16 protein-coding genes and 1 tRNA gene are annotated in these 18,125 nt (G+C 60.2%); 11 read left to right on the top strand and 6 right to left on the bottom strand.

The features are described from left to right. Window positions 1–4: 4 nt before the first annotated feature. The 3 genes from Q0601_RS09600 to Q0601_RS09590 form a co-directional block, all read right to left on the bottom strand. A complete protein-coding gene (locus Q0601_RS09600; RefSeq protein WP_305289553.1) occupies window positions 5–1,441 on the bottom strand; it encodes an NAD(P)-dependent oxidoreductase in 1,437 nt (478 codons plus the stop codon). A gap of 153 nt (window positions 1,442–1,594) precedes the next feature. Next, window positions 1,595–2,398, bottom strand: a complete 804-nt coding sequence (locus tag Q0601_RS09595) for an undecaprenyl-diphosphate phosphatase (protein WP_370656113.1) — start codon at window positions 2,396–2,398, stop codon at window positions 1,595–1,597. Then, on the bottom strand, window positions 2,398–3,384 hold the full coding sequence (locus Q0601_RS09590) for a complex I NDUFA9 subunit family protein (RefSeq protein WP_305289551.1): 987 nt from the start codon (window positions 3,382–3,384) through the stop codon (window positions 2,398–2,400). Before Q0601_RS09590 ends, Q0601_RS09595 begins: the two co-directional genes overlap by 1 nt. A gap of 233 nt (window positions 3,385–3,617) precedes the next feature. On the opposite strand from Q0601_RS09590, the gene Q0601_RS09585 reads away from it, so the two are divergent. After that, window positions 3,618–3,702 (top strand) — tRNA-Leu (locus tag Q0601_RS09585). Between the two features lie 337 nt (window positions 3,703–4,039). Here the strand turns inward: Q0601_RS09585 and Q0601_RS09580 are convergent. After that, window positions 4,040–4,990, bottom strand: coding sequence for a 1-phosphofructokinase family hexose kinase (locus Q0601_RS09580; protein ID WP_305289549.1), 951 nt, complete (start codon window positions 4,988–4,990; stop codon window positions 4,040–4,042). Beyond that, the gene (locus tag Q0601_RS09575) at window positions 4,987–5,394 is read right to left on the bottom strand and encodes a metallopeptidase family protein (protein ID WP_305289546.1); all 408 of its coding nucleotides are present in this window, start codon (window positions 5,392–5,394) and stop codon (window positions 4,987–4,989) included. The genes Q0601_RS09580 and Q0601_RS09575 overlap by 4 nt, the downstream gene beginning before the upstream one ends. A gap of 79 nt (window positions 5,395–5,473) precedes the next feature. Between Q0601_RS09575 and gltX the strand changes: the two genes are divergently transcribed. The 7 genes from gltX (at window position 5,474) to Q0601_RS09540 (ending at window position 12,702) form a co-directional block, all read left to right on the top strand. Continuing rightward, window positions 5,474–6,796 (top strand): glutamate--tRNA ligase, encoded by a 1,323-nt coding sequence (gltX, locus tag Q0601_RS09570; RefSeq protein WP_305289544.1) that lies wholly within the window; start codon window positions 5,474–5,476, stop codon window positions 6,794–6,796. Between the two features lie 283 nt (window positions 6,797–7,079). Next, on the top strand, window positions 7,080–8,009 hold the full coding sequence (gene deoC / locus Q0601_RS09565) for a deoxyribose-phosphate aldolase (RefSeq protein ID WP_305289774.1): 930 nt from the start codon (window positions 7,080–7,082) through the stop codon (window positions 8,007–8,009). Between the two features lie 11 nt (window positions 8,010–8,020). Then, window positions 8,021–10,381 carry an aldehyde dehydrogenase family protein gene (locus tag Q0601_RS09560; protein WP_305289542.1) on the top strand — a complete coding sequence of 787 codons (2,361 nt, stop codon included), beginning with the start codon at window positions 8,021–8,023 and terminating at the stop codon, window positions 10,379–10,381. Continuing rightward, window positions 10,378–11,037, top strand: a complete 660-nt coding sequence (locus tag Q0601_RS09555; RefSeq protein ID WP_305289540.1) for an HAD family hydrolase — start codon at window positions 10,378–10,380, stop codon at window positions 11,035–11,037. Before Q0601_RS09560 ends, Q0601_RS09555 begins: the two co-directional genes overlap by 4 nt. A 126-nt stretch (window positions 11,038–11,163) precedes the next feature. Then, window positions 11,164–11,805, top strand: a complete 642-nt coding sequence (locus tag Q0601_RS09550) for a TetR/AcrR family transcriptional regulator (protein ID WP_305289538.1) — start codon at window positions 11,164–11,166, stop codon at window positions 11,803–11,805. Then, entirely contained in the window at window positions 11,798–12,259 is a 462-nt protein-coding gene (locus Q0601_RS09545) for an SRPBCC family protein (protein WP_305289536.1), read from the top strand. The genes Q0601_RS09550 and Q0601_RS09545 overlap by 8 nt, the downstream gene beginning before the upstream one ends. Before the next feature lie 11 nt (window positions 12,260–12,270). Beyond that, window positions 12,271–12,702: a VOC family protein gene (locus tag Q0601_RS09540; protein ID WP_305289534.1), complete on the top strand. Its 432-nt coding sequence runs from the start codon at window positions 12,271–12,273 to the stop codon at window positions 12,700–12,702. Between the two features lie 164 nt (window positions 12,703–12,866). Here Q0601_RS09540 and Q0601_RS09535 read toward each other — a convergent pair whose 3' ends face one another. Further along, entirely contained in the window at window positions 12,867–13,544 is a 678-nt protein-coding gene (locus tag Q0601_RS09535; RefSeq protein ID WP_305289773.1) for a TetR/AcrR family transcriptional regulator, read from the bottom strand. A 115-nt stretch (window positions 13,545–13,659) separates the two neighbouring features. Here Q0601_RS09535 and Q0601_RS09530 point away from each other — a divergent pair, with 115 nt between their 5' ends. The 3 genes from Q0601_RS09530 to Q0601_RS09520 all read left to right on the top strand — a co-directional run bounded on the left by Q0601_RS09530 (window position 13,660) and on the right by Q0601_RS09520 (window position 17,978). After that, entirely contained in the window at window positions 13,660–15,696 is a 2,037-nt protein-coding gene (locus Q0601_RS09530; RefSeq protein WP_305289532.1) for an NADH:flavin oxidoreductase, read from the top strand. Between the two features lie 119 nt (window positions 15,697–15,815). After that, window positions 15,816–16,661: a tRNA 2-thiocytidine(32) synthetase TtcA gene (gene ttcA / locus Q0601_RS09525; protein ID WP_305289530.1), complete on the top strand. Its 846-nt coding sequence runs from the start codon at window positions 15,816–15,818 to the stop codon at window positions 16,659–16,661. 57 nt (window positions 16,662–16,718) lie between these two features. Next, window positions 16,719–17,978 (top strand): EAL domain-containing protein, encoded by a 1,260-nt coding sequence (locus Q0601_RS09520; protein WP_305289527.1) that lies wholly within the window; start codon window positions 16,719–16,721, stop codon window positions 17,976–17,978. Window positions 17,979–18,125 lie beyond the last annotated feature (147 nt).

Here is an 18,125-nt window from a genome sequence, read left to right as displayed (position 1 = left end):
ACCCTCACTCTGCGGCGACACGTGCTTCGCCGATCAGGAAATCCGCAATTGCTTCTGCGGCCTCACGGCCATCGCGGACCGCCCAAACCACAAGGCTGGCCCCGCGCACGATATCACCAACAGCATAAACCCCGGGGATTGAGGTCTGATGCGTTTGGAACTCTGCCTTGATCGTACCCCAACGAGTCACTTCCAACCCTTCGACCCCCCAAAGGCGGGGAAGATCCTCGGGCTCGAAGCCAAGCGCCTTGATGACCAGTTCGGCGGGTTCATCGTAATCCGCGCCCTCGATCAATTCGGGCGATTGACGGCCACTGACATCGGGGGCGCCCAGACGCATCGTTTGCACCCGGACGGTGTCGACCGTGCCCTGCGCCGCGAATGCTCCGGGGGCGGACAGCCATACGAATTCAACGCCCTCCTCTTCGGCATTCTGTACCTCGCGCTGCGAGCCGGGCATATTCGCGCGGTCGCGGCGATACAGGCATTTGACCGATTGCGCGCCCTGACGGATCGCCGTGCGCACACAATCCATTGCGGTGTCACCGCCACCAATAACGATGACCCTTTTGCCTTTCGCGTTCAACTCGCCGTCGTTGAAATCGGGGACATCATCGCCGAAATCGACCTTGTTAGAGGCGGTCAGATAGTCGATCGCGCGCACGACGCCGCCCGCGTCGGCATTGTCGATATCCAGATCGCGGGTCTTGTAGACTCCTGTCGCGATCAGCACCGCGTCGTGCTTGCCCCTGATCGCGTCGAAGCTGATATCCTCGCCGACATTGCAGTTCAGTACATATTCGACGCCGCCATCCTCCAGCAATTTGCTGCGGCGCATGACGATATCTTTTTCCAGCTTGAAGCCGGGGATGCCGTAGGTCAGCAATCCGCCGGCGCGGTCATAGCGGTCATAGATCGTCACCTGAAAACCCATCCGGCGCAGCGAATCCGCCGCCGCCTGCCCGCCCGGCCCGGCACCGATGATCCCGATGCTTTCAGCCCGTTCCTGTTTCGGAGTGATCGGCTGCACCCAGCCGTTTTCCCACGCGGTATCGGTAATGTATTTCTCGACCGCGCCGATCGTGACGGTGCCGTGGCCTGACTGTTCGATCACGCAATTGCCCTCGCACAGGCGATCTTGCGGACAGATCCGGCCGCAGATTTCGGGAAAAGTGTTGGTCGATTGACTGACCCGATACGCCTCTTCAAGCCGCCCTTCGGCGGTCAGGCGCAACCAGTCCGGGATATTGTTGTGCAAAGGACAATGCGTCTGGCAGTAAGGCACTCCGCATTGGCTGCAGCGACCGGCCTGCTCGGCGGCCTTCTGTTCAGCAAATTCGCGGTAAATTTCGTTGAAATCCTCGCTGCGCTCTTGCGCGCTGCGTTTCTCCGGCATCTCGCGCGGGGTGGAAACGAATTTCAACATCTTCTGCGTGGCCATTGCTGCGCAACCTTCCAAGTGACAGGAACTCCCGTCGCCGGAATAAACCAAGGCGCAGCGAATAAAAAGTCAGTAATATTGACCTAAATATAGATTTTTTATGTTATCGAAGAGTTTTATCGCAACTAAATTCCAAATTCAGGTCAGCAATACTTACATACCCGCCGCGAGAGCGAGCAAAACAACACTACCGACAATGATTCGCCACCAACCGAAAAGCGCGTATCCCTGCTTTGAGACATAATCGAGCAGCCAGCGAACGACGATGATCGCCGTAATCATCGCAAAGACAAAGCCGATGACGATATTCCCCATCGCCCCGGCGTCCAGAACATCCAGATTCTTGTAGAGATCGTAGGTGAACGCCCCTAGCATTGTGGGCATCGACAGGAAGAATGAAAACTCTGCCGCCGATCTCTTGTCCGCCCCCAGAAGCAGGGCGCCGACGATCGTCGCCCCCGAACGGGAAACACCGGGAATCATCGCCAGACATTGAATGAACCCGATTTTCAACGCCATCCCCAAGGGAAAATCCTCGGCACGGTGATAGGTCGGGTTCCTTGCCCAGCGATCCACGTAAAGAATCACGATCCCGCCAAGGACCAGCATCACCGCGATCAATGCCGGCGACTCGAACAGCACCCGCTTGATGATGTCATGCGCAAGCACGCCGATCACGACCGCAGGCAGGAATGCCAGCAGCACCGCGAAAATGAAACGACGGGATTCCGGATCACGCGGCGCGGTCGAGAAGATGCCCCAAAGCCGTGTGGCATATATGGTCAGCACAGCCAGAACGGCCCCAAGCTGAATCACGACCTCGAATGCCCGACCGGGAGAGTCGAAGCCAAGGAAATGCCCGGCCAACAGAACATGACCGGTCGAAGAGACCGGGATGAATTCGGTCAGCCCTTCGAGTATCCCAAGGGCGACTGCAACAATGCTATTGCTTTCCATCAGAGAGTACGAAGATTCTTGGCCGAACGCTTGATGTCGTCATACTCGCCCGACGGACGGAAGCGCCACAGATATTCCTCGATCACCGCCGCAGGTGAAATTGGGTCAATGCCCAGTTCTGCAAATCCTCTGCCACCATCGCTGACAACATTATCACGCTGCAGCAATGCCAGCTGATCACGGTTCATGATAGTATTCGTGAACAGCCCGCCTGTGACCATTTGTACGACATTCAGCACAGCCGAACCAATCCGTGCCAGCCAGAAGGGCACATTCAGCACCAGCCGGCGGCGGTAGATGACTTCCAGTATCTGCCTGGCGATTTCGCGCAGGGTCAAAATATCCGGCCCGCCCAGTTCATAAATGCCCGGCTCTGCCTTGCCTTCAGCGGCCATGACGGCAGCGGTCGCCACGTCATCCACATGCACCGGCTGCAACCGGGTATTTGCGCCCACAACCGGCATCATCGGACCGAATCGCGCAAGGCTGGCAAGACGATTGTAGAAAACATCCCCCGAGCCGAACATCACCGAAGGCCGCAGCACCACGGCGTCCGGCCGATGCTCAAGCACCAAAGCCTCGCCCCGGGCCTTGGAGGCGATATATTCACTGACGGAATCGGCGTCGACGCCCAGCCCCGAGACATGCACGAGTTTGGGAACCCCCATCTCTTTCGAGAGGCGGGCGATATGTTGACTGCCATCTTCAAATACGGTCTTGAAGGTGCTTTTCCCTTGCCGTGACAAGATATTGACGCAATTCACGACAGCATCTGCATCGGTCATGGCGGCGCGGACCGACGCTTCGTCGCGGATATTGCACAAAACCGGCACGACCTGCCCGACCGCGCCATAGGTGCGCGTGAACAACGCCTCGTTGGGGCGGCGCACAGCGATCCGTACGCGCCAGCCGCGCCCGGCCATCTGCCGTGCCACCTGACGCCCCAGAAACCCCGAGCCGCCGAAGATCGTGACAAGTTTCGCCATGGGCCTTTGCCTCCTTCGTCCGCGTCCTGGCTTTCAATACTGAAGGTCGGGCCAATCGACAAGCCGCCTGCCCGTTCTCCGCAGCGGAAAAGCGCAAATATTCGTGTAAAATCCAACCCGATCATCCCGGCCGAACCATGTGAAGCACCCCGGTCGGCAATTGGCGATTTTTTTTTCAAACTTCCCATTGACGACCCCCACGACTGGTTATAGTTACCCCGCTCACACCACCTGCCCAGGTGGCGGAACTGGTAGACGCGCACGGTTCAGGTCCGTGTGCCGCAAGGCGTGGAGGTTCGAGTCCTCTCCTGGGCACCATTAAATGACAAGAAGCCGTGTAATTTCAATAAATTGCACGGCTTCTGTGTTTTCAATCCTTCTTATTGCCCGTCTTTCGGCTCGGGTGTATCGAGGCGGCAGGTGAGTGTTGGAAACCACACTTCATGGACAGGCGGCCATCCGCTGCACCCCTGAAGAAAGCCGCATAGCCCGATCGGCGATAATGCCCCTATTACGCTGATGAAATCGGGCGGCATCATCAGCCTGTCGCCCTGATCGAAGCCGGAAAACCTTGCCGAAGGCAGAAGAAGATTCAGGCAACGGACCAGCGGCATGCATCCGGAAGGAAAATGTCAAAAAGGCGGCGATGACGCTCTTAAAGCCGCGTCAGGGTCCTCCTGGCATAAAGCTGCCTCACCTGTTCCGCGCGACATAGCTCGGTCGCCGGGGTCATCACTGCCGCCGACGCAGCGGCAGCGCCAAGCGCCAGCGCCTCCTCGACCGGCTGATCACGGGATGCTGCAAGCACAAAGCCGGCGACAAAGCTGTCGCCCGCGCCAACCGCACTGATCACCGGAACCCTTGCCGCTTCGGCATGCCATGCCCCACCATCGCCGGCGATGATCGAGCCATCCGCGCCACGTGCCACGATCACCGATTTCGCTGCCCCATCCCGCACCAGACCGGCGGCAAATGCCGCGCTATCGCTGCGCAGCGGCAGGGGACGCCCGGCCAGCCCCTCGGCCTCGTAGCTATCCATGCGCAGCACATCGACCGGCGTTGACGAACCTGCAAGCGCAAGCAGCGCATCCCCCGAAGTGTCAACCAACAGACGCGCATTGCCGCCTTTCAACCGCACGGTCAGCATCTGCTCGAAACCCGGCGCCACACCCGGGGGGTTCGAACCCGATACGACGACCCAGCCGCCTGCCCGGGCCGCCTCCCCGATCGCCTGCATCATGTCCGACACATGCGCCTTGTGCCATTCCGGACCCGGCATGACGAAACGATACTGGCTGTCCGTCGCGCGATCCCTGACCGCAAGGGACTGCCGCGTCTCTCCGGGCGCGGTCAGACGGATCACCGACAGCCCGTCGGCCTTCAGCATCTCGGCGATCCGCGTTCCCGTCGCGCCGCCAAGCGCAACCATCGCCGTGGATTGCCCGCCCATGATCTTGATCGCCCGGCTGACATTGATCCCACCGCCCCCCGGATCAGCTATCGGCTTGTCGCAGCGCAGCTTCTGATCGGGGCGAACCTCGTCAGCCACGGTCGAAAGATCAAGCGCCGGATTCAGCGTGACCGTCAGGATCGGAAGCTGGTTCATTCCCACCACCTGTCGATCCGCGCGATATCCGCATCGGACCAGCCGAAATGATGCGCCAGCTCATGCGTCATCACATGGCCCACCAGTTCACCAAAAGTCACATTCCCCCGCGCTGCCCATTCGTCAAGAATCGGGCGGCGGAACAGCCAGACCGTATCCGGACCCCCGGGCTGATCCGACACGGATTTTTCGGTCACCGGAATGCCGTCATAAAGGCCCGTCAGTTCGAACGGATCGTCGATCTGCAATTCGTCCAGCATCTCTTCGGTGGCGAATTCCGCCACGCGAATCGCGACATCCTGCGCGTGGCCGGCGAATTCCGCAGGCAATTCCGCCAGAACCTCACGCGCCATAGCCTCTATCGCCGCCGCATCGGGGGCCTTCAGCTCTTCGCAATCGCCCATTGGTCACTCCTTGCTGCCAATGCTGATATGGACAAAAAAGCCCGGCTGTGAAAGAGCGTCTCTCAACAGGAGACATCTGATGACCACCACCCGCTTCGCCCCGTCACCTACCGGCCACATCCATGTCGGCAATCTGCGTGCCGCGCTGTTCAACTATCTGATCGCCCGGAAAGCGGGCGGCACGTTCATCCTGCGGCTGGACGATACCGATCAGGAGCGCTCGAAGCAGGAATATGTCGACGGTATCATGCGCGATCTGGAATGGCTGGGCATGCATTGGGACCGGGTCGAGCGGCAATCGCTGCGGCTGGACCGCTACGCCGAGACCGCCGATCAGCTTCGCGCCTCGGGGCATCTTTACGAAGTATTCGAGACGCCGACCGAACTGGACCTGAAGCGCAAGAAGCAACTGAATATGGGTAAACCGCCGGTCTATGACCGGACCGGGCTGAACCTGTCGGATGCAGACAAGGACAAACTGCGGGCCGAAGGGCGCGCGGGCTACTGGCGCTTCCGGCTGGATCATGAACGGATCGAGTGGAATGACGGGATCCTGGGCGATATCTCCATTGATGCGGCTTCGGTCAGCGACCCGGTGCTGATCCGCGCGGATGGGCAGGTGCTGTATACGTTCGCCAGCAGCGTGGACGATACCGATATGGGCGTTACCCATGTCGTGCGCGGCGCGGATCATGTGACCAACACCGCCACCCAGATCCAGATCATCCGCGCCATTGGCGGCACGCCGCCCTCCTTCGCGCATCACAGCCTTCTGACCGGGGCGAAGGGCGAGGAATTGTCCAAGCGGATCGGCGCGCTTTCGCTGAAGGATCTGCGCGACGCCGGTATCGCGCCCGAAGCGTTGATTTCGCTGATGGCCCGACTGGGATCGGGCCAGCCGGTCGGGCTCAGCTCATTGGACGAGTTGGCGGCGGAGTTCGACCTGGCGCATTTCGGCGCTTCCCCCACCAAGTTCGACGCCGAAGACCTGTGGCCTTTGACGCGCGAGTACAACCAGTCCCTGCCCTTCGCTTCCGTCCGCGACCGCATTGCCGAACTTGGCGTTCCCACGGATCAGGCCGAGCGCTTCTGGCGCGTCGCGTCGCAGAACATCACCACGCTGGACGATCTGAACGGCTGGTGGCGGATCTGCCACGAGGGCGCCGAACCGCTGATCGATGCCGAGGACAGCGATTTCGTCGCCGAGGCAGTGAAACTTCTGCCTCCTCCGCCCTACTCAGACACCTCCTGGGGCGAATGGACCGCACAGGTCAAGGCAGCGACCGGGCGCAAGGGCAAGGGCCTGTTCATGCCACTGCGCAAGGCGGTCACGGGTCAGGCGCATGGGCCGGACATGTCCGAACTGATGCCGCTTCTGCAGGTCGTCAGGGCGCGGGGATAAGGGCACCAGGATCGCTGCACGGCAGCTTTCCGCTGCCGTTACCTGCTGCCGAGCAACCCAAAGAAACCAAGCAGGTCCATATCCCGGCAGCCGCCGCCTGATCATCGGGCAATGAACCGTTGAGGTCTTGCGCAAATGCTCTGTCAGTGTTCTCGTCAGGGCTGATGCCACCGCATCTGCGTATTGGAGCATATACATGGCCGTTGATGTGAAAGCGCCCATACAGGGCAAGACCCACCCCGTCCCGGCCCGGACCGGGGCCGGACATGAACGCAATCCCGGCATGCCCCTGACGCCTGAGATGTTTGAGAGCCACGCCCTCAATCGTTCTGCCGCCGAGCGACGGACCGCGACACTTGCCGCGCGGCGCTCGGTGAAAAAGGCATATCAGGCGGCGTGGCTGGTGAATGCCCTGCGCTGCATCGATCTGACCACGCTGGCGGGCGACGATACAGCGGCCCGCGTCCGTCGCCTTTGCGCCAAGGCCCGCAACCCGCTTGCACCTCATATCAAGGAAGGGCTGGGGCTGGGCGATATGCCCCTGACAACCGGCGCGGTCTGCGTCTATCCGACCATGGTAAACCATGCCGCCCGCGCGCTTGAGGGCTCAGGCATTCCGGTCGCCTCGGTCGCCACGGGCTTTCCCACCGGACTGATGCCACTGAACCTGCGGCTGGAGGAAATCCGTTACGCCGTGGCCGAGGGCGCGGATGAAATCGACATCGTCATTACTCGCGAGCATGTTCTGACGGCGAACTGGCAGGCGCTTTACGATGAGATCTGCGCCATGCGCGAAGCCTGCGGGCCGGCGCATCTGAAAGCGATTCTCGCTACCGGCGATCTGCAAACGCTGCGTAATACCTATGCTGCCTCGATGGTGGCGATGCAGGCGGGCGCGGATTTCATCAAGACCTCTACGGGCAAGGAAAGCGTCAACGCCACCCTGCCCGTCAGTCTGGTGATGATCCGGGCGTTGCGGGATTACGGCGCGGTCACCGGCTACAGGATCGGCTTTAAACCGGCTGGCGGCATGAAATCCGCGAAGGAGGCGCTTACATGGCAAATCCTGATGAAAGAGGAGCTGGGCCGCGACTGGCTGAACCCCGATCTGTTCCGCTTCGGAGCCTCTTCGATGCTGGGCGATATCGAGCGGCAACTGGAACATCACGTCACCGGGCGTTATGCGTCCTCTTCCCGTCACGCGATCGCCTGAAGGAGCGGGATATGACCACGATCACGGATATTCTGAGCAGCATGGATTACGGCCCCTCTCCCGAAGACAGCAGCATCGCCCTCGGCTGGCTGGAGCGCCATTCCGGCGGTTTCGGCCACTTCATCAACGGTGCGTTCACGAAACCGGGCAAGACATTCACCGTCAGCAATCCGGCCACCGGGCAGGAACTGGCCAAGGTCACGCAAGGCACGGCGGCGGATGTGGATACGGCGGTCACGGCAGCGCGCAAGGCTCAACCCAAATGGGCGGCGCTTGCGGGGCATGAACGGGCGAAATATCTCTATGCGCTCGCCCGCCATGTCCAGCAGCATTCCCGTTTCCTTGCCGTGCTGGAAAGTCTCGACAATGGCAAGCCGATCCGCGAAAGCCGCGACATCGATATTCCCCTTGTCGCCCGCCATCTCTATCATCACGCAGGCTGGGCAGAACTGCTGGAGGACGAGTTTCCCGGCGCGGAACCCATTGGCGTCTGCGGTCAGGTGATCCCGTGGAACTTCCCGCTTCTGATGCTGGCATGGAAGATCGCGCCCGCGCTTGCTGCGGGGAATACGGTGGTGCTGAAACCCGCTGAATATACGCCGCTGACCGCGCTTGCCTTTGCCGAAATCGCCGTTGAATGCGGGTTGCCCAAGGGGGTGCTGAACATCGTGACCGGGGATGGCGAAACCGGTGCGGCAATCGTAGCTCATGACGGAATTGACAAGATCGCCTTCACCGGCTCGACCGAGGTCGGGCGGCTGATCCGTCGCCAGACCGCCGGTTCCGGCAAATCCCTGACGCTGGAACTGGGCGGCAAATCGCCATTCGTGGTCTTTGCCGATGCCGATCTTGACGCGGCGGTCGAAGGGGTCGTCGATGCGATCTGGTTCAATCAAGGGCAGGTCTGCTGTGCCGGAGCGCGGATATTGGTGGCGGAAGCGGTAGCCGAACGGTTCGAAACCCTGCTGAAGGCACGCATGGCCACGCTGCGCGTGGGCGATCCGCTGGACAAATCCACCGATATCGGCGCGATCGTGCATCCGGTTCAGCTTGACCGGATCCGCGATCTGGTCGGGCAAGGCGTGGCGCAAGGTGCGGTGTTGCATCAAGGCACGGCACCCGAAGGATGCTTTTATCCGCCGACGCTTGCCACGGGGGTCGAGCCCGCCAGCATATTGGCGACCGAAGAGATATTCGGTCCGGTCGTCACGCTGACGCCTTTCCGAACGCCTGCCGACGCGCTTTCACTGGCGAACAACACCCGCTACGGGCTGGCAGCCTCGATCTGGTCCGAGAACGTTAATCTTTGCCTCGACATCGCCTCGAAGATCAAGGCCGGGGTGATCTGGATCAACTGCACGAATGTTTTCGACGCTGGCGCGGGATTCGGGGGCTATCGCGAAAGCGGTTTCGGACGCGAGGGCGGCCGCGAAGGCATGGGCGCCTATCTCGCCCATCCCGCGCCACGCACGAAGAAACCCGAGGCCGCGCCCCCTGCCCCGGATGCGACGCCTCATACCGGCGGTCAGGCGCAAGGGATCGACCGTACCGCCAAGCTGTATATCGCCGGCAAGCAGACCCGGCCCGACAGTGGCTATTCCTATACCGTTCAGGGCGGAAAGGCGGCTGTCGGATTAGCGGGACTGGGCAACCGCAAAGATATCCGCAACGCGGTCGAAGCCGCGAACAAGGCCACCGGATGGGGCAAGGCGAACGGGCATAACCGGGCGCAGGTGCTGTATTATCTGGGCGAAAATCTCTCGGCCCGCGCTCCTGAATTCGAAGAACGGTTGCGCAGCTTCGGCGCAGGCAAAGGCGCAGCCGCGGAAGAGGTCGCAACCGCGATCCGTCGCTGTTTTTGGTATGCCGCGCAGGCCGACAAGTTCGACGGTGCGGTGCATCAGACCAAAAGCGCCCATGGCACGCTGGCGATGAACGAACCGTTAGGCGTGATCGGCATCGCCTGCCCGCTGGCGCATCCATTGCTGGGCTTCGTCTCTACGGTGCTTCCGGCGATTTCGATGGGTAATAGCGTCGTGACGGTTCCCAGCCAGGCCCATCCGCTGGCCGCAACGGATTTCTATCAGGTGCTGGAAACCTCTGACGTTCCCGCAGGCGTGGTCAATATCGTCACCGGTCCGCGCGACGATCTGGCCAAGACGCTGGCGCAGCATGACGAAGTTGCAGGGATGTGGTATTTCGGCACACCGGACGGAGGCCGCATGGTCGAGGCGGAAAGCGCCGGGAATCTGAAGCAGACCTGGGTCGAGGATGGCGCTGCCCGCGACTGGACAGGTGCCGAAGGTCAGGGCCGCATCTTTCTGGAGCATGCGACACAAGTGAAAAACATATGGGTTCCATACGGCGAATGATTATCTTCGATTGCGACGGCGTACTTGTGGACAGCGAAATCCTGTCCTGCGAAACCGATGCCCGGCTGATGCGAACTGCCGGACACCAGATCACGACCGAAGACATCATCCACCGTTTTATCGGCAGGCCGAAACACGCCATCTGGGCCGAGCTGGCCGAAGAGCGCGGGCAGCCCTGGCCCCTGGATCTGCTGCAAAAGGCCGATGAGATCCTGCTTGAAAGGCTGCGGACGGAACTCAAGCCGGTCAGGGGCGTCGTCGACGCTCTGCAAAAACTCGATCTTCCGCGCGCAGTCGCGTCGTCATCCGGCGTCACGAAACTGAAGCTTTCGCTGGAGGTTTGCGGGTTGAGCGATTTCTTCGGCCATCATATCTATTCCGCCGAGCAGGTCGCCCGCGGCAAGCCCGCGCCGGATGTCTTTCTTCTGGCGGCTTCGCAACTGGGTGCCGATCCCGCGGATTGTCTGGTCATCGAGGACAGCGCGGCAGGTGTCACCGCGGCGCGGCGTGCGGGAATGCAGGCGCTTGGCTTTACCGGCGGACGACATACCTGGCCGACCCATGCCGCGCGCCTGCGCGACGCCGGGGCAATCGACATCATCACGCATATGGAAATGCTTCCCGGCAAGCTTGCGGATTGGCAAAGCGCAGCCTGAGGCGCCCCTCAGGCAATCCGTTCCCCCAACGGAACGACCTGACTACAGCACGGCAGCCGATCCTCTGCGCTTGCCTTGCCATTTTATCGGTTGACAATCATACCGACCGGTTGGTATTAAACATACATGAACAGACCAACCAAACAAAATCCCGACCGGGGCGATGCGCGCACAAGGCTGCTGGAGGCCGCGCGGGACATCATAAGGACCCAGGGCTTCGCCGCCACCAGCGTTGATCAGCTTTGTCAGGCTGCCGGCGTCACCAAGGGGGCATTTTTCCACCACTTCGCCAGCAAAGAGGCGCTGGGGGTAGCGGCGGCGCAATTCTGGGCGGAAACGACCAGTGAACTATTTGCAAATGCACCCTATCACGACCATGCAGAACCACTGGACCGGATCCTGGCCTATATCGATTTTCGCCGCGATCTTGTGGCGGGTGAGCTTGCCGAATTCACCTGCCTTGTCGGAACCATGACGCAAGAAGCCTATTCGAAATATCCCGCCATCCGCGATGCCTGTGCGGCGTCATTGTTCGGGCATTCCACCACGCTTGAGCCAGACATACAGGCCGCGATGAAGGCATATGGAATATCGGCGGACTGGACCCCGGCAAGTCTCGCACGGCATACGCAGGCGGTTCTGCAAGGCGCGTTCATCCTTGCCAAGGCAGGCAACGATCCTTCGCTTGCGGTCGAAAGCGTTGACCATCTTCGGCGTTATGTCAAACTCTTGTTTCAAAGCCGTCCGGAGGGAGGACAAAATGACTGACACGATCGAACTGGTACTCGACCGGGAACTGAACGCACCCCGCGCCGCCCTGTGGCGCTGCTGGACCGAACCTGCCCTCCTGGAAAAATGGTTCTGCCCAAAGCCGTGGTTCATCACGAATCCCGTCATCGACCTGCGCCCCGGAGGAGAGTTTTCCTGCGTGATGAACGGGCCGGATGGCGAGCAATTCCCAAATCTCGGCGTATTTCTTGAAATCGTCGAGGGCAGCAAACTCGTGACTACTGACGCATTCGCACCCGGATGGCGCCCTCAGGGGCGGCCTTTCATGGCCTCGGAAGTCACATTCGAGGATGCCGGCGAGGGCCGCACCCATTATGTCGCCCGCGCCATGCACTGGACCGAGGAAGCCCGGAAGGAACACGAGGAAATGGGCTTTCACGAAGGCTGGGGTGCCGCCGCCGATCAGTTGGAAGAATTGGCGAAAAGCTTATAACGGAGATTCCGATGAATCCGATCATCTATCTGTTTTTCAAAGGCAACTGCCTTGAAGCGATGAAGCACTACGCCGAAACGCTGGGCGGTGAGATCGCCTATGTCTTCCGCAATGGCGATGCAGAGCCGGACATGCGCATGCCGGGCGGCGAGGATATGGTGATGAATATGGGCATGAAGCTTGATCAGTCGATGATCATGGCCTCGGACAATTCCGAAGACATGTATGACCGGCCGCAGGGCTTCTATGTTCAGCTTGCACCTGCTTCGCTGGAAGAATTCGATCGCATTTTCGCGGCATTGTCGAAAGATGCACAGAATATCAACATGGAACCGGCGGAAACCTTCTGGGCCGAACGGTTCACCATGTTCCGCGACCGTTTCGGCACGCCGTGGATGCTGAACTTCACCGGATCGAAAGCTCAAGGGGACGGCCCGGAATAAAGGCAACGGCACATTTCCCGTACCGCCGGAACGCCGGGAAAGTCTTTTGTCCCGCATTTATCAGGCAGCCGAAGCAGCGGGATGATCCTGCGCCGCAGACAATTTCGCCCTGCCCGGTCACAGGAATGACTGCCGCGACATTCGCGCAATACCTTGAAATCCCGTTACCCGGCATCATGCGCGGAAAGACCGGCTTCCTGCGTCATGAACTTGTGCCGCGCATGGAAACGCGCCAGTTCCTTCCCGGTCGGGGCGTGCCCGGAATATATCCGGACATAGCCGGGAATCCGCTCCATCCGGGTTTGCAGGCTTTCAACGACCTGCATCGAGATATAGCCGATCTGGGTCAGATAGACCGTGCGCGCCCGTGTGTCGGCATCTGTTATCGCATAACCGAAACGCCCGAACATCGAACGGATCGCCGCCAGACGGGTTTCATCGGCGGCATTGACACGCTCTGCGACGGAATCCGACCGATGCGCCCAGCCCCTGATGGCAAAATCCAGACGCGGTTCGAACAGGTTTTCATCTATGAACACGCCGATCAGGTTCAGCACCGCCTCGGCAGGGGTTTCGGCATAGGCTTCGCAGGCATCGACGAAAGCTCCGGTGTTCTTCGCCTCCCATTCCTTCAGCAATGCATCCAATAATGCGCGCCGATCCTTGAAGAACCAGTAAAAGCTGGTGCGGGAAATGTTCAGCCGACTCGCAAGCGGCTGGATTTTCACCGAATCCAGACCCGTCTCCACCAGCGCCTGTTTCGCCGCATCGAGCCAGAGTTCGCGCGAACCGCGCCAGCCCGAGGTTTTCGGCTCATCCGTCTTGTCATTTACCGCATCCATGCCCGGATCATAGACGCGGAGTTCCAGCCGAACAAGAAAAATGTACATTGCTGATTTTAAATTTGACAGTTATGAACATTTCTGGAATTCTCCCACAAAGCCAAGGGAGGATGCCATGTCCAGCGACCCACTCCTTCAGCCATATCAGCTCAGGCATCTGACGCTGAAAAACCGGTTGATGATCAGCAGCCACGAACCGGCCTATCCCGAAGACGGAATGCCCAAGGAACGGTATCGCGCCTACCATGCCGAACGGGCGCGGGCGGGCGTGGCCCTGACCATGACAGCGGGGTCGGCCTCGGTTTCGCGGGACAGCCCGCCGGTATTCAACAATATCCTTGCATGGAAGGACGAGGTCGTCGGCTGGATGAAGCAACTGACCGACGAATGCCATGATCACGGCTGCGCCGTCATGATTCAGCTGACCCATCTGGGCCGGCGAACCCGCTGGGACAAGGCCGACTGGCTGCCGGTGGTTTCGGCCGGGCATGAGCGCGAACCGTCGCATAAGGCATTCCCGAAAAAAGCCGAGGACTGGGATATCGCCCGGATCATCGAAGATTACGCGGACGCGGCCGAACGGATGCAGGCGGCCGGCCTGGACGGGATCGAATTGCAGGCTTACGGCCATCTGATGGATCAGTTCTGGTCACCACTGACCAATGATCTGGACGAACCCTACGGCGGCAATCTGGACAACCGGCTGCGCTTTACCTTCGATACGCTTAAGGCGATCCGCGAACGGGTCGGGCCGGAATTCATCGTCGGTATCCGCTATACGGGCGACGAGGACCTGCCCGGCGGGCTGACCAGACAGGACGGGCTGGAAATCTCGCACCGGCTGAAAGATTGCGGCATGGTGGATTTCCTGAATGTCATCAAAGGGCATATCGACACGGATGCAGGGCTGACGGATGTCATTCCCGTGCAGGGCATGCGTTCTGCGCCACATCTGGATTTCGCCGGGGAAATTCGGGCCGAAACCCGGTTCCCGACCTTCCATGCGGCCAAGATACAGGATGTCGCGACCGCGCGTCATGCGATCGCAAGCGGCAAGCTGGACATGGTCGGCATGACCCGCGCACATATGGCCGATCCTCATATCGTCGCCAAGATCATGCGCGGCGAGGAAGAGCGCATCCGCCCCTGCGTCGGCGCGAATTACTGTCTTGACCGGATTTATCAGGGCGGCATGGCCTTGTGCCTCCACAATCCCGCAACAGGGCGGGAACTGGAGCAGCCCCACCAGATCCCGCAGGCGGACGAAAAACGCCGCGTGGTCATCATCGGCGCCGGTCCGGCGGGTCTTGAGGCTGCGCGTGTCGCCGCCGAGCGCGGCCATGAGGTGATCCTGCACGAAGCAGCCAGCGATCCCGGGGGGCAAATTCGCCTGACCGCCCAAACCCCGCGCCGGGCCGAGATGATCCAGATCATCCAATGGCGTTTCAGCGAATGTGAGCGGCTGGGGGTGCGCTTCCATTTCAACAGTTTTGCCGACGCCGATACTGTGCTGCAAGACAAGCCCGATGTCGTGATCGTGGCGACCGGAGGGCTGCCGCATACCGAACTGCTGGAGGCGGGCAACGATCTGGTCATCTCAAGCTGGGATATCCTGTCGGGCGATGTGCGCCCCGGCTCGAACGTGCTGATCTATGACGATGCCGGAGATTATCCGGCGCTTCAGGCTGCCGAAAAGATCGCCGCCACCGGTGCGAAGGTCGAGATCATGACGCGGGACCGCAGTTTCGCGCCTGAAGTCATGGCGATGTCGCTGACCCCCTCGATGCGCGAGCTTCAAAAGCGTGAGGTTACATTTACCGTGATGTGGAAACTCGATGCGGTTCGCCGCGACGGAAATGAATTGCTGGCCATGATCGGCAGCGATTACGGTGGGGTGACTAAAGAACGGCGGGTCGATCAGGTTATCGTCAATCACGGCACACGACCGCTGGACGACATCTATTTCGAGCTTCGCCCCGGTTCAATCAATCTGGGCGAGGTGGATTACGAAGCACTGATCAACGGACGCCCGCAGAAGGTCACGCACAACCCTGAGGGCGGCTATCAGCTTTTCCGCATCGGTGATGCCGTCGCGGCTCGGAATACCCATGCCGCGATCTATGACGCACTACGATTGGTCAAGGAAATCTGATCCGCAGCGCAACCCGGCATAACGAATCCGGACTGGATCTGCCATCTTCCGCTGGATTCTTTAGCCCCGCGGCGGTATCGGGGCCGGTATTGACCATCCCAGACCCGGGAAACGGAAACATGCTGGACGATACCGACGATACGGACATTCACCCGCTTTTCGCAGGCGCGCCCTCGTCAACCGAGTTTCGCAAACTGCGGAAACGCCTGGTGCGCGAGACCCGCGCGGCGATCGACGATTACGGTATGGCGCGGCCCGGCGACAGGTGGCTGGTCTGCCTGTCGGGCGGCAAGGATAGTTATACCCTACTGGCTGTGCTGCACGAGTTGAAATGGCGTGGATTGCTGCCGGTCGACCTGCTTGCCTGCAATCTCGATCAGGGCCAGCCGGGCTTCCCGGCGACCGTGCTGCCCGAATTCCTTTCGGATCGGGCTGTCGAGCATCGGATCGAGTATCAGGACACATATTCCATCGTGACCGCCAAGGTCCCGCAAGGCCGCACCTATTGCGCCCTGTGTTCGCGGCTTCGTCGGGGGAATCTTTACAGAATCGCACGAGAGGAAGGATGCTCTGCGGTCGTGCTGGGGCATCATCGGGACGATATTCTGGAAACGTTCTTCATGAATCTGTTTCACGGCGGGCGCTTGGCGACCATGCCCCCGAAATTACTGAACGAAGAAGGGGATCTGACCGTTCTCCGCCCGCTGGCCTATGTGGCCGAGGATGATTGCGAACGGTTTGCCCGCGCCATGAATTACCCCATCATCCCCTGCGATCTTTGCGGCAGCCAGGAAGGGCTGCAGCGAATGCAGGTCAAGAAGATGCTGGACGAATGGGAAACACGCAGCCCCGGCCGGCGGCAGGTCATGTTCCGCGCGCTCAAAAACCTGCGCCTGTCGCATATGCTTGACCCTCAGTTGTTCGATTTCGCTTCGCTGTTCCCCAAGGAAAAGTCACCACATTAACGGATCAAAAATCTTTCGCTTCTAAAACCGGTCACCAGAAATACCGAAAGGACCGGCATGACGACAGGGTTTTTGAAGACCGGATGGGCCAGGCTGCGCAACGGCGTCGCCACGGCGGTGTCGATGCGACGGACGGGCAGCTATCTTTTGCTGCTCCGCCTCGAAAGCTTGGCACTTTTTAGCCACGTCCTGACCGAATCCGAACATGAGCATGTCCTGTCAAGGATATCCGCCCGGATTGGTGAGGCAGTGCAATCCGACCTGATCCATCCTGCCCCGCCCGGATTCTTTGCAGTCACGCTGACGGGCGTTCCGAAAGCCGAAGCAATGGCTGTGGCAAGGCGCGCTCAATTGCAGGGTGAACGCATGCTGGCTGTATCGGGGCGAATGATTACTCCGGTTCTGAGCGGGCTGGTCATGCCGAACGTGGAACATCTACGCAATGAGACGGCTCTGATCGCGCAGGGATGTCGGATTCTGGAGCGGATGGACAGCAGCCTTCTGGGACAGATCAGATTTTCGGATCAGACCGACGGCGCCAAGGTTTCGCCCGCCGGTCAATCAGACAAGGAAGATTCATTTACTACTTTGTTTCAGCCGGTTACATGCTGTTATTCAGGTCGTGTGACAGGCTTTGAACTGCAGGGCAGCAAATCAAGCCATATCGCGAATGCAGATAGTCTGATTTCCGGTCTGCAAGCTGCGGATGATCGCGGTTTTGAGATCCCGGTCCTGCCCGCACTGCACGAGGCGCGGAAGGCGCTGCGCTTCTGGGACAAGGCCGATGCAGATATTCTCCGTGTCTCGATCAATGTACCGGATACGGAACTTCAGGCTCCGGATTTTTCCCAGCGGGTGATCGACGAGTTGATGCGGATGAAACTGCCCCCAATCAGGCTGGTTCTGCGAATCGGTGGTGGCGAAGGATCGGACCGGGCTTCGCCGTCCCTGCGCGCCAATCTGCGGAATTTGCGCGAGATCGGGTGCCGGATCGAGCTGGGTGGTTTCGGTATCGGCCATAATGGGTTGGATCAGGTCCGCCAGCTTGCCGTGAATTCGATCCGGATCGACCGCAGTTTTGTCTTCTGCTGCGATATGGATCCCGTCCAACAGCGAACGGTTCGCGGCATACTGGCCATGGCCGGACAGATTGAGCTTTGCACAATCGCCGAGGGCGTGGAAAGCCTTGAAGAATATGCCTATCTCGCCAAATCTGGCTGTCAGGAAGTGCAGGGATGCGCCATTGCTCCGCCCATGCGACTGGAGGAGACTCTCGACCTCCTTGCCCGACAGCGTGAAACTTGCCCGACAGCGTGAAAAGGGAATGCCCCTTCCTGATACCCGCCTCCAGAAATTTGGCTGAAGGGATCGCTCCGCATTCGCGCCTGCAAGATCAATTTTGCTTACAAAGCCCATAAAATGGGCGATAGCGCTTGACCTTTGATGGCCCCTTCTGTTGAACCG

Origin of the sequence: Paracoccus wurundjeri (genome assembly GCF_030678915.1) — a bacterium.
GTDB lineage: Bacteria > Pseudomonadota > Alphaproteobacteria > Rhodobacterales > Rhodobacteraceae > Paracoccus > Paracoccus onubensis_A.
Note: the sequence above shows the minus strand (reverse complement) of the source record. Positions and strands in the feature narration are given on the sequence as shown.

Coding starts and splice junctions, on each gene's coding strand:
- Q0601_RS09545 (WP_305289536.1), top strand. CDS start 11,798: ATGACTGACACGATCGAACTGGTACTCGACCGGGAACTGAACGCACCC.
- Q0601_RS09540 (WP_305289534.1), top strand. CDS start 12,271: ATGAATCCGATCATCTATCTGTTTTTCAAAGGCAACTGCCTTGAAGCG.
- Q0601_RS09575 (WP_305289546.1), bottom strand. CDS start 5,394: ATGGGCGATTGCGAAGAGCTGAAGGCCCCCGATGCGGCGGCGATAGAG.
- Q0601_RS09555 (WP_305289540.1), top strand. CDS start 10,378: ATGATTATCTTCGATTGCGACGGCGTACTTGTGGACAGCGAAATCCTG.
- Q0601_RS09590 (WP_305289551.1), bottom strand. CDS start 3,384: ATGGCGAAACTTGTCACGATCTTCGGCGGCTCGGGGTTTCTGGGGCGT.
- Q0601_RS09560 (WP_305289542.1), top strand. CDS start 8,021: ATGACCACGATCACGGATATTCTGAGCAGCATGGATTACGGCCCCTCT.
- Q0601_RS09535 (WP_305289773.1), bottom strand. CDS start 13,544: ATGGATGCGGTAAATGACAAGACGGATGAGCCGAAAACCTCGGGCTGG.
- Q0601_RS09595 (WP_370656113.1), bottom strand. CDS start 2,398: ATGGAAAGCAATAGCATTGTTGCAGTCGCCCTTGGGATACTCGAAGGG.
- gltX (WP_305289544.1), top strand. CDS start 5,474: ATGACCACCACCCGCTTCGCCCCGTCACCTACCGGCCACATCCATGTC.
- Q0601_RS09520 (WP_305289527.1), top strand. CDS start 16,719: ATGACGACAGGGTTTTTGAAGACCGGATGGGCCAGGCTGCGCAACGGC.
- deoC (WP_305289774.1), top strand. CDS start 7,080: ATGCCCCTGACGCCTGAGATGTTTGAGAGCCACGCCCTCAATCGTTCT.
- Q0601_RS09580 (WP_305289549.1), bottom strand. CDS start 4,990: ATGAACCAGCTTCCGATCCTGACGGTCACGCTGAATCCGGCGCTTGAT.
- Q0601_RS09600 (WP_305289553.1), bottom strand. CDS start 1,441: ATGGCCACGCAGAAGATGTTGAAATTCGTTTCCACCCCGCGCGAGATG.
- Q0601_RS09530 (WP_305289532.1), top strand. CDS start 13,660: ATGTCCAGCGACCCACTCCTTCAGCCATATCAGCTCAGGCATCTGACG.
- ttcA (WP_305289530.1), top strand. CDS start 15,816: ATGCTGGACGATACCGACGATACGGACATTCACCCGCTTTTCGCAGGC.
- Q0601_RS09550 (WP_305289538.1), top strand. CDS start 11,164: ATGAACAGACCAACCAAACAAAATCCCGACCGGGGCGATGCGCGCACA.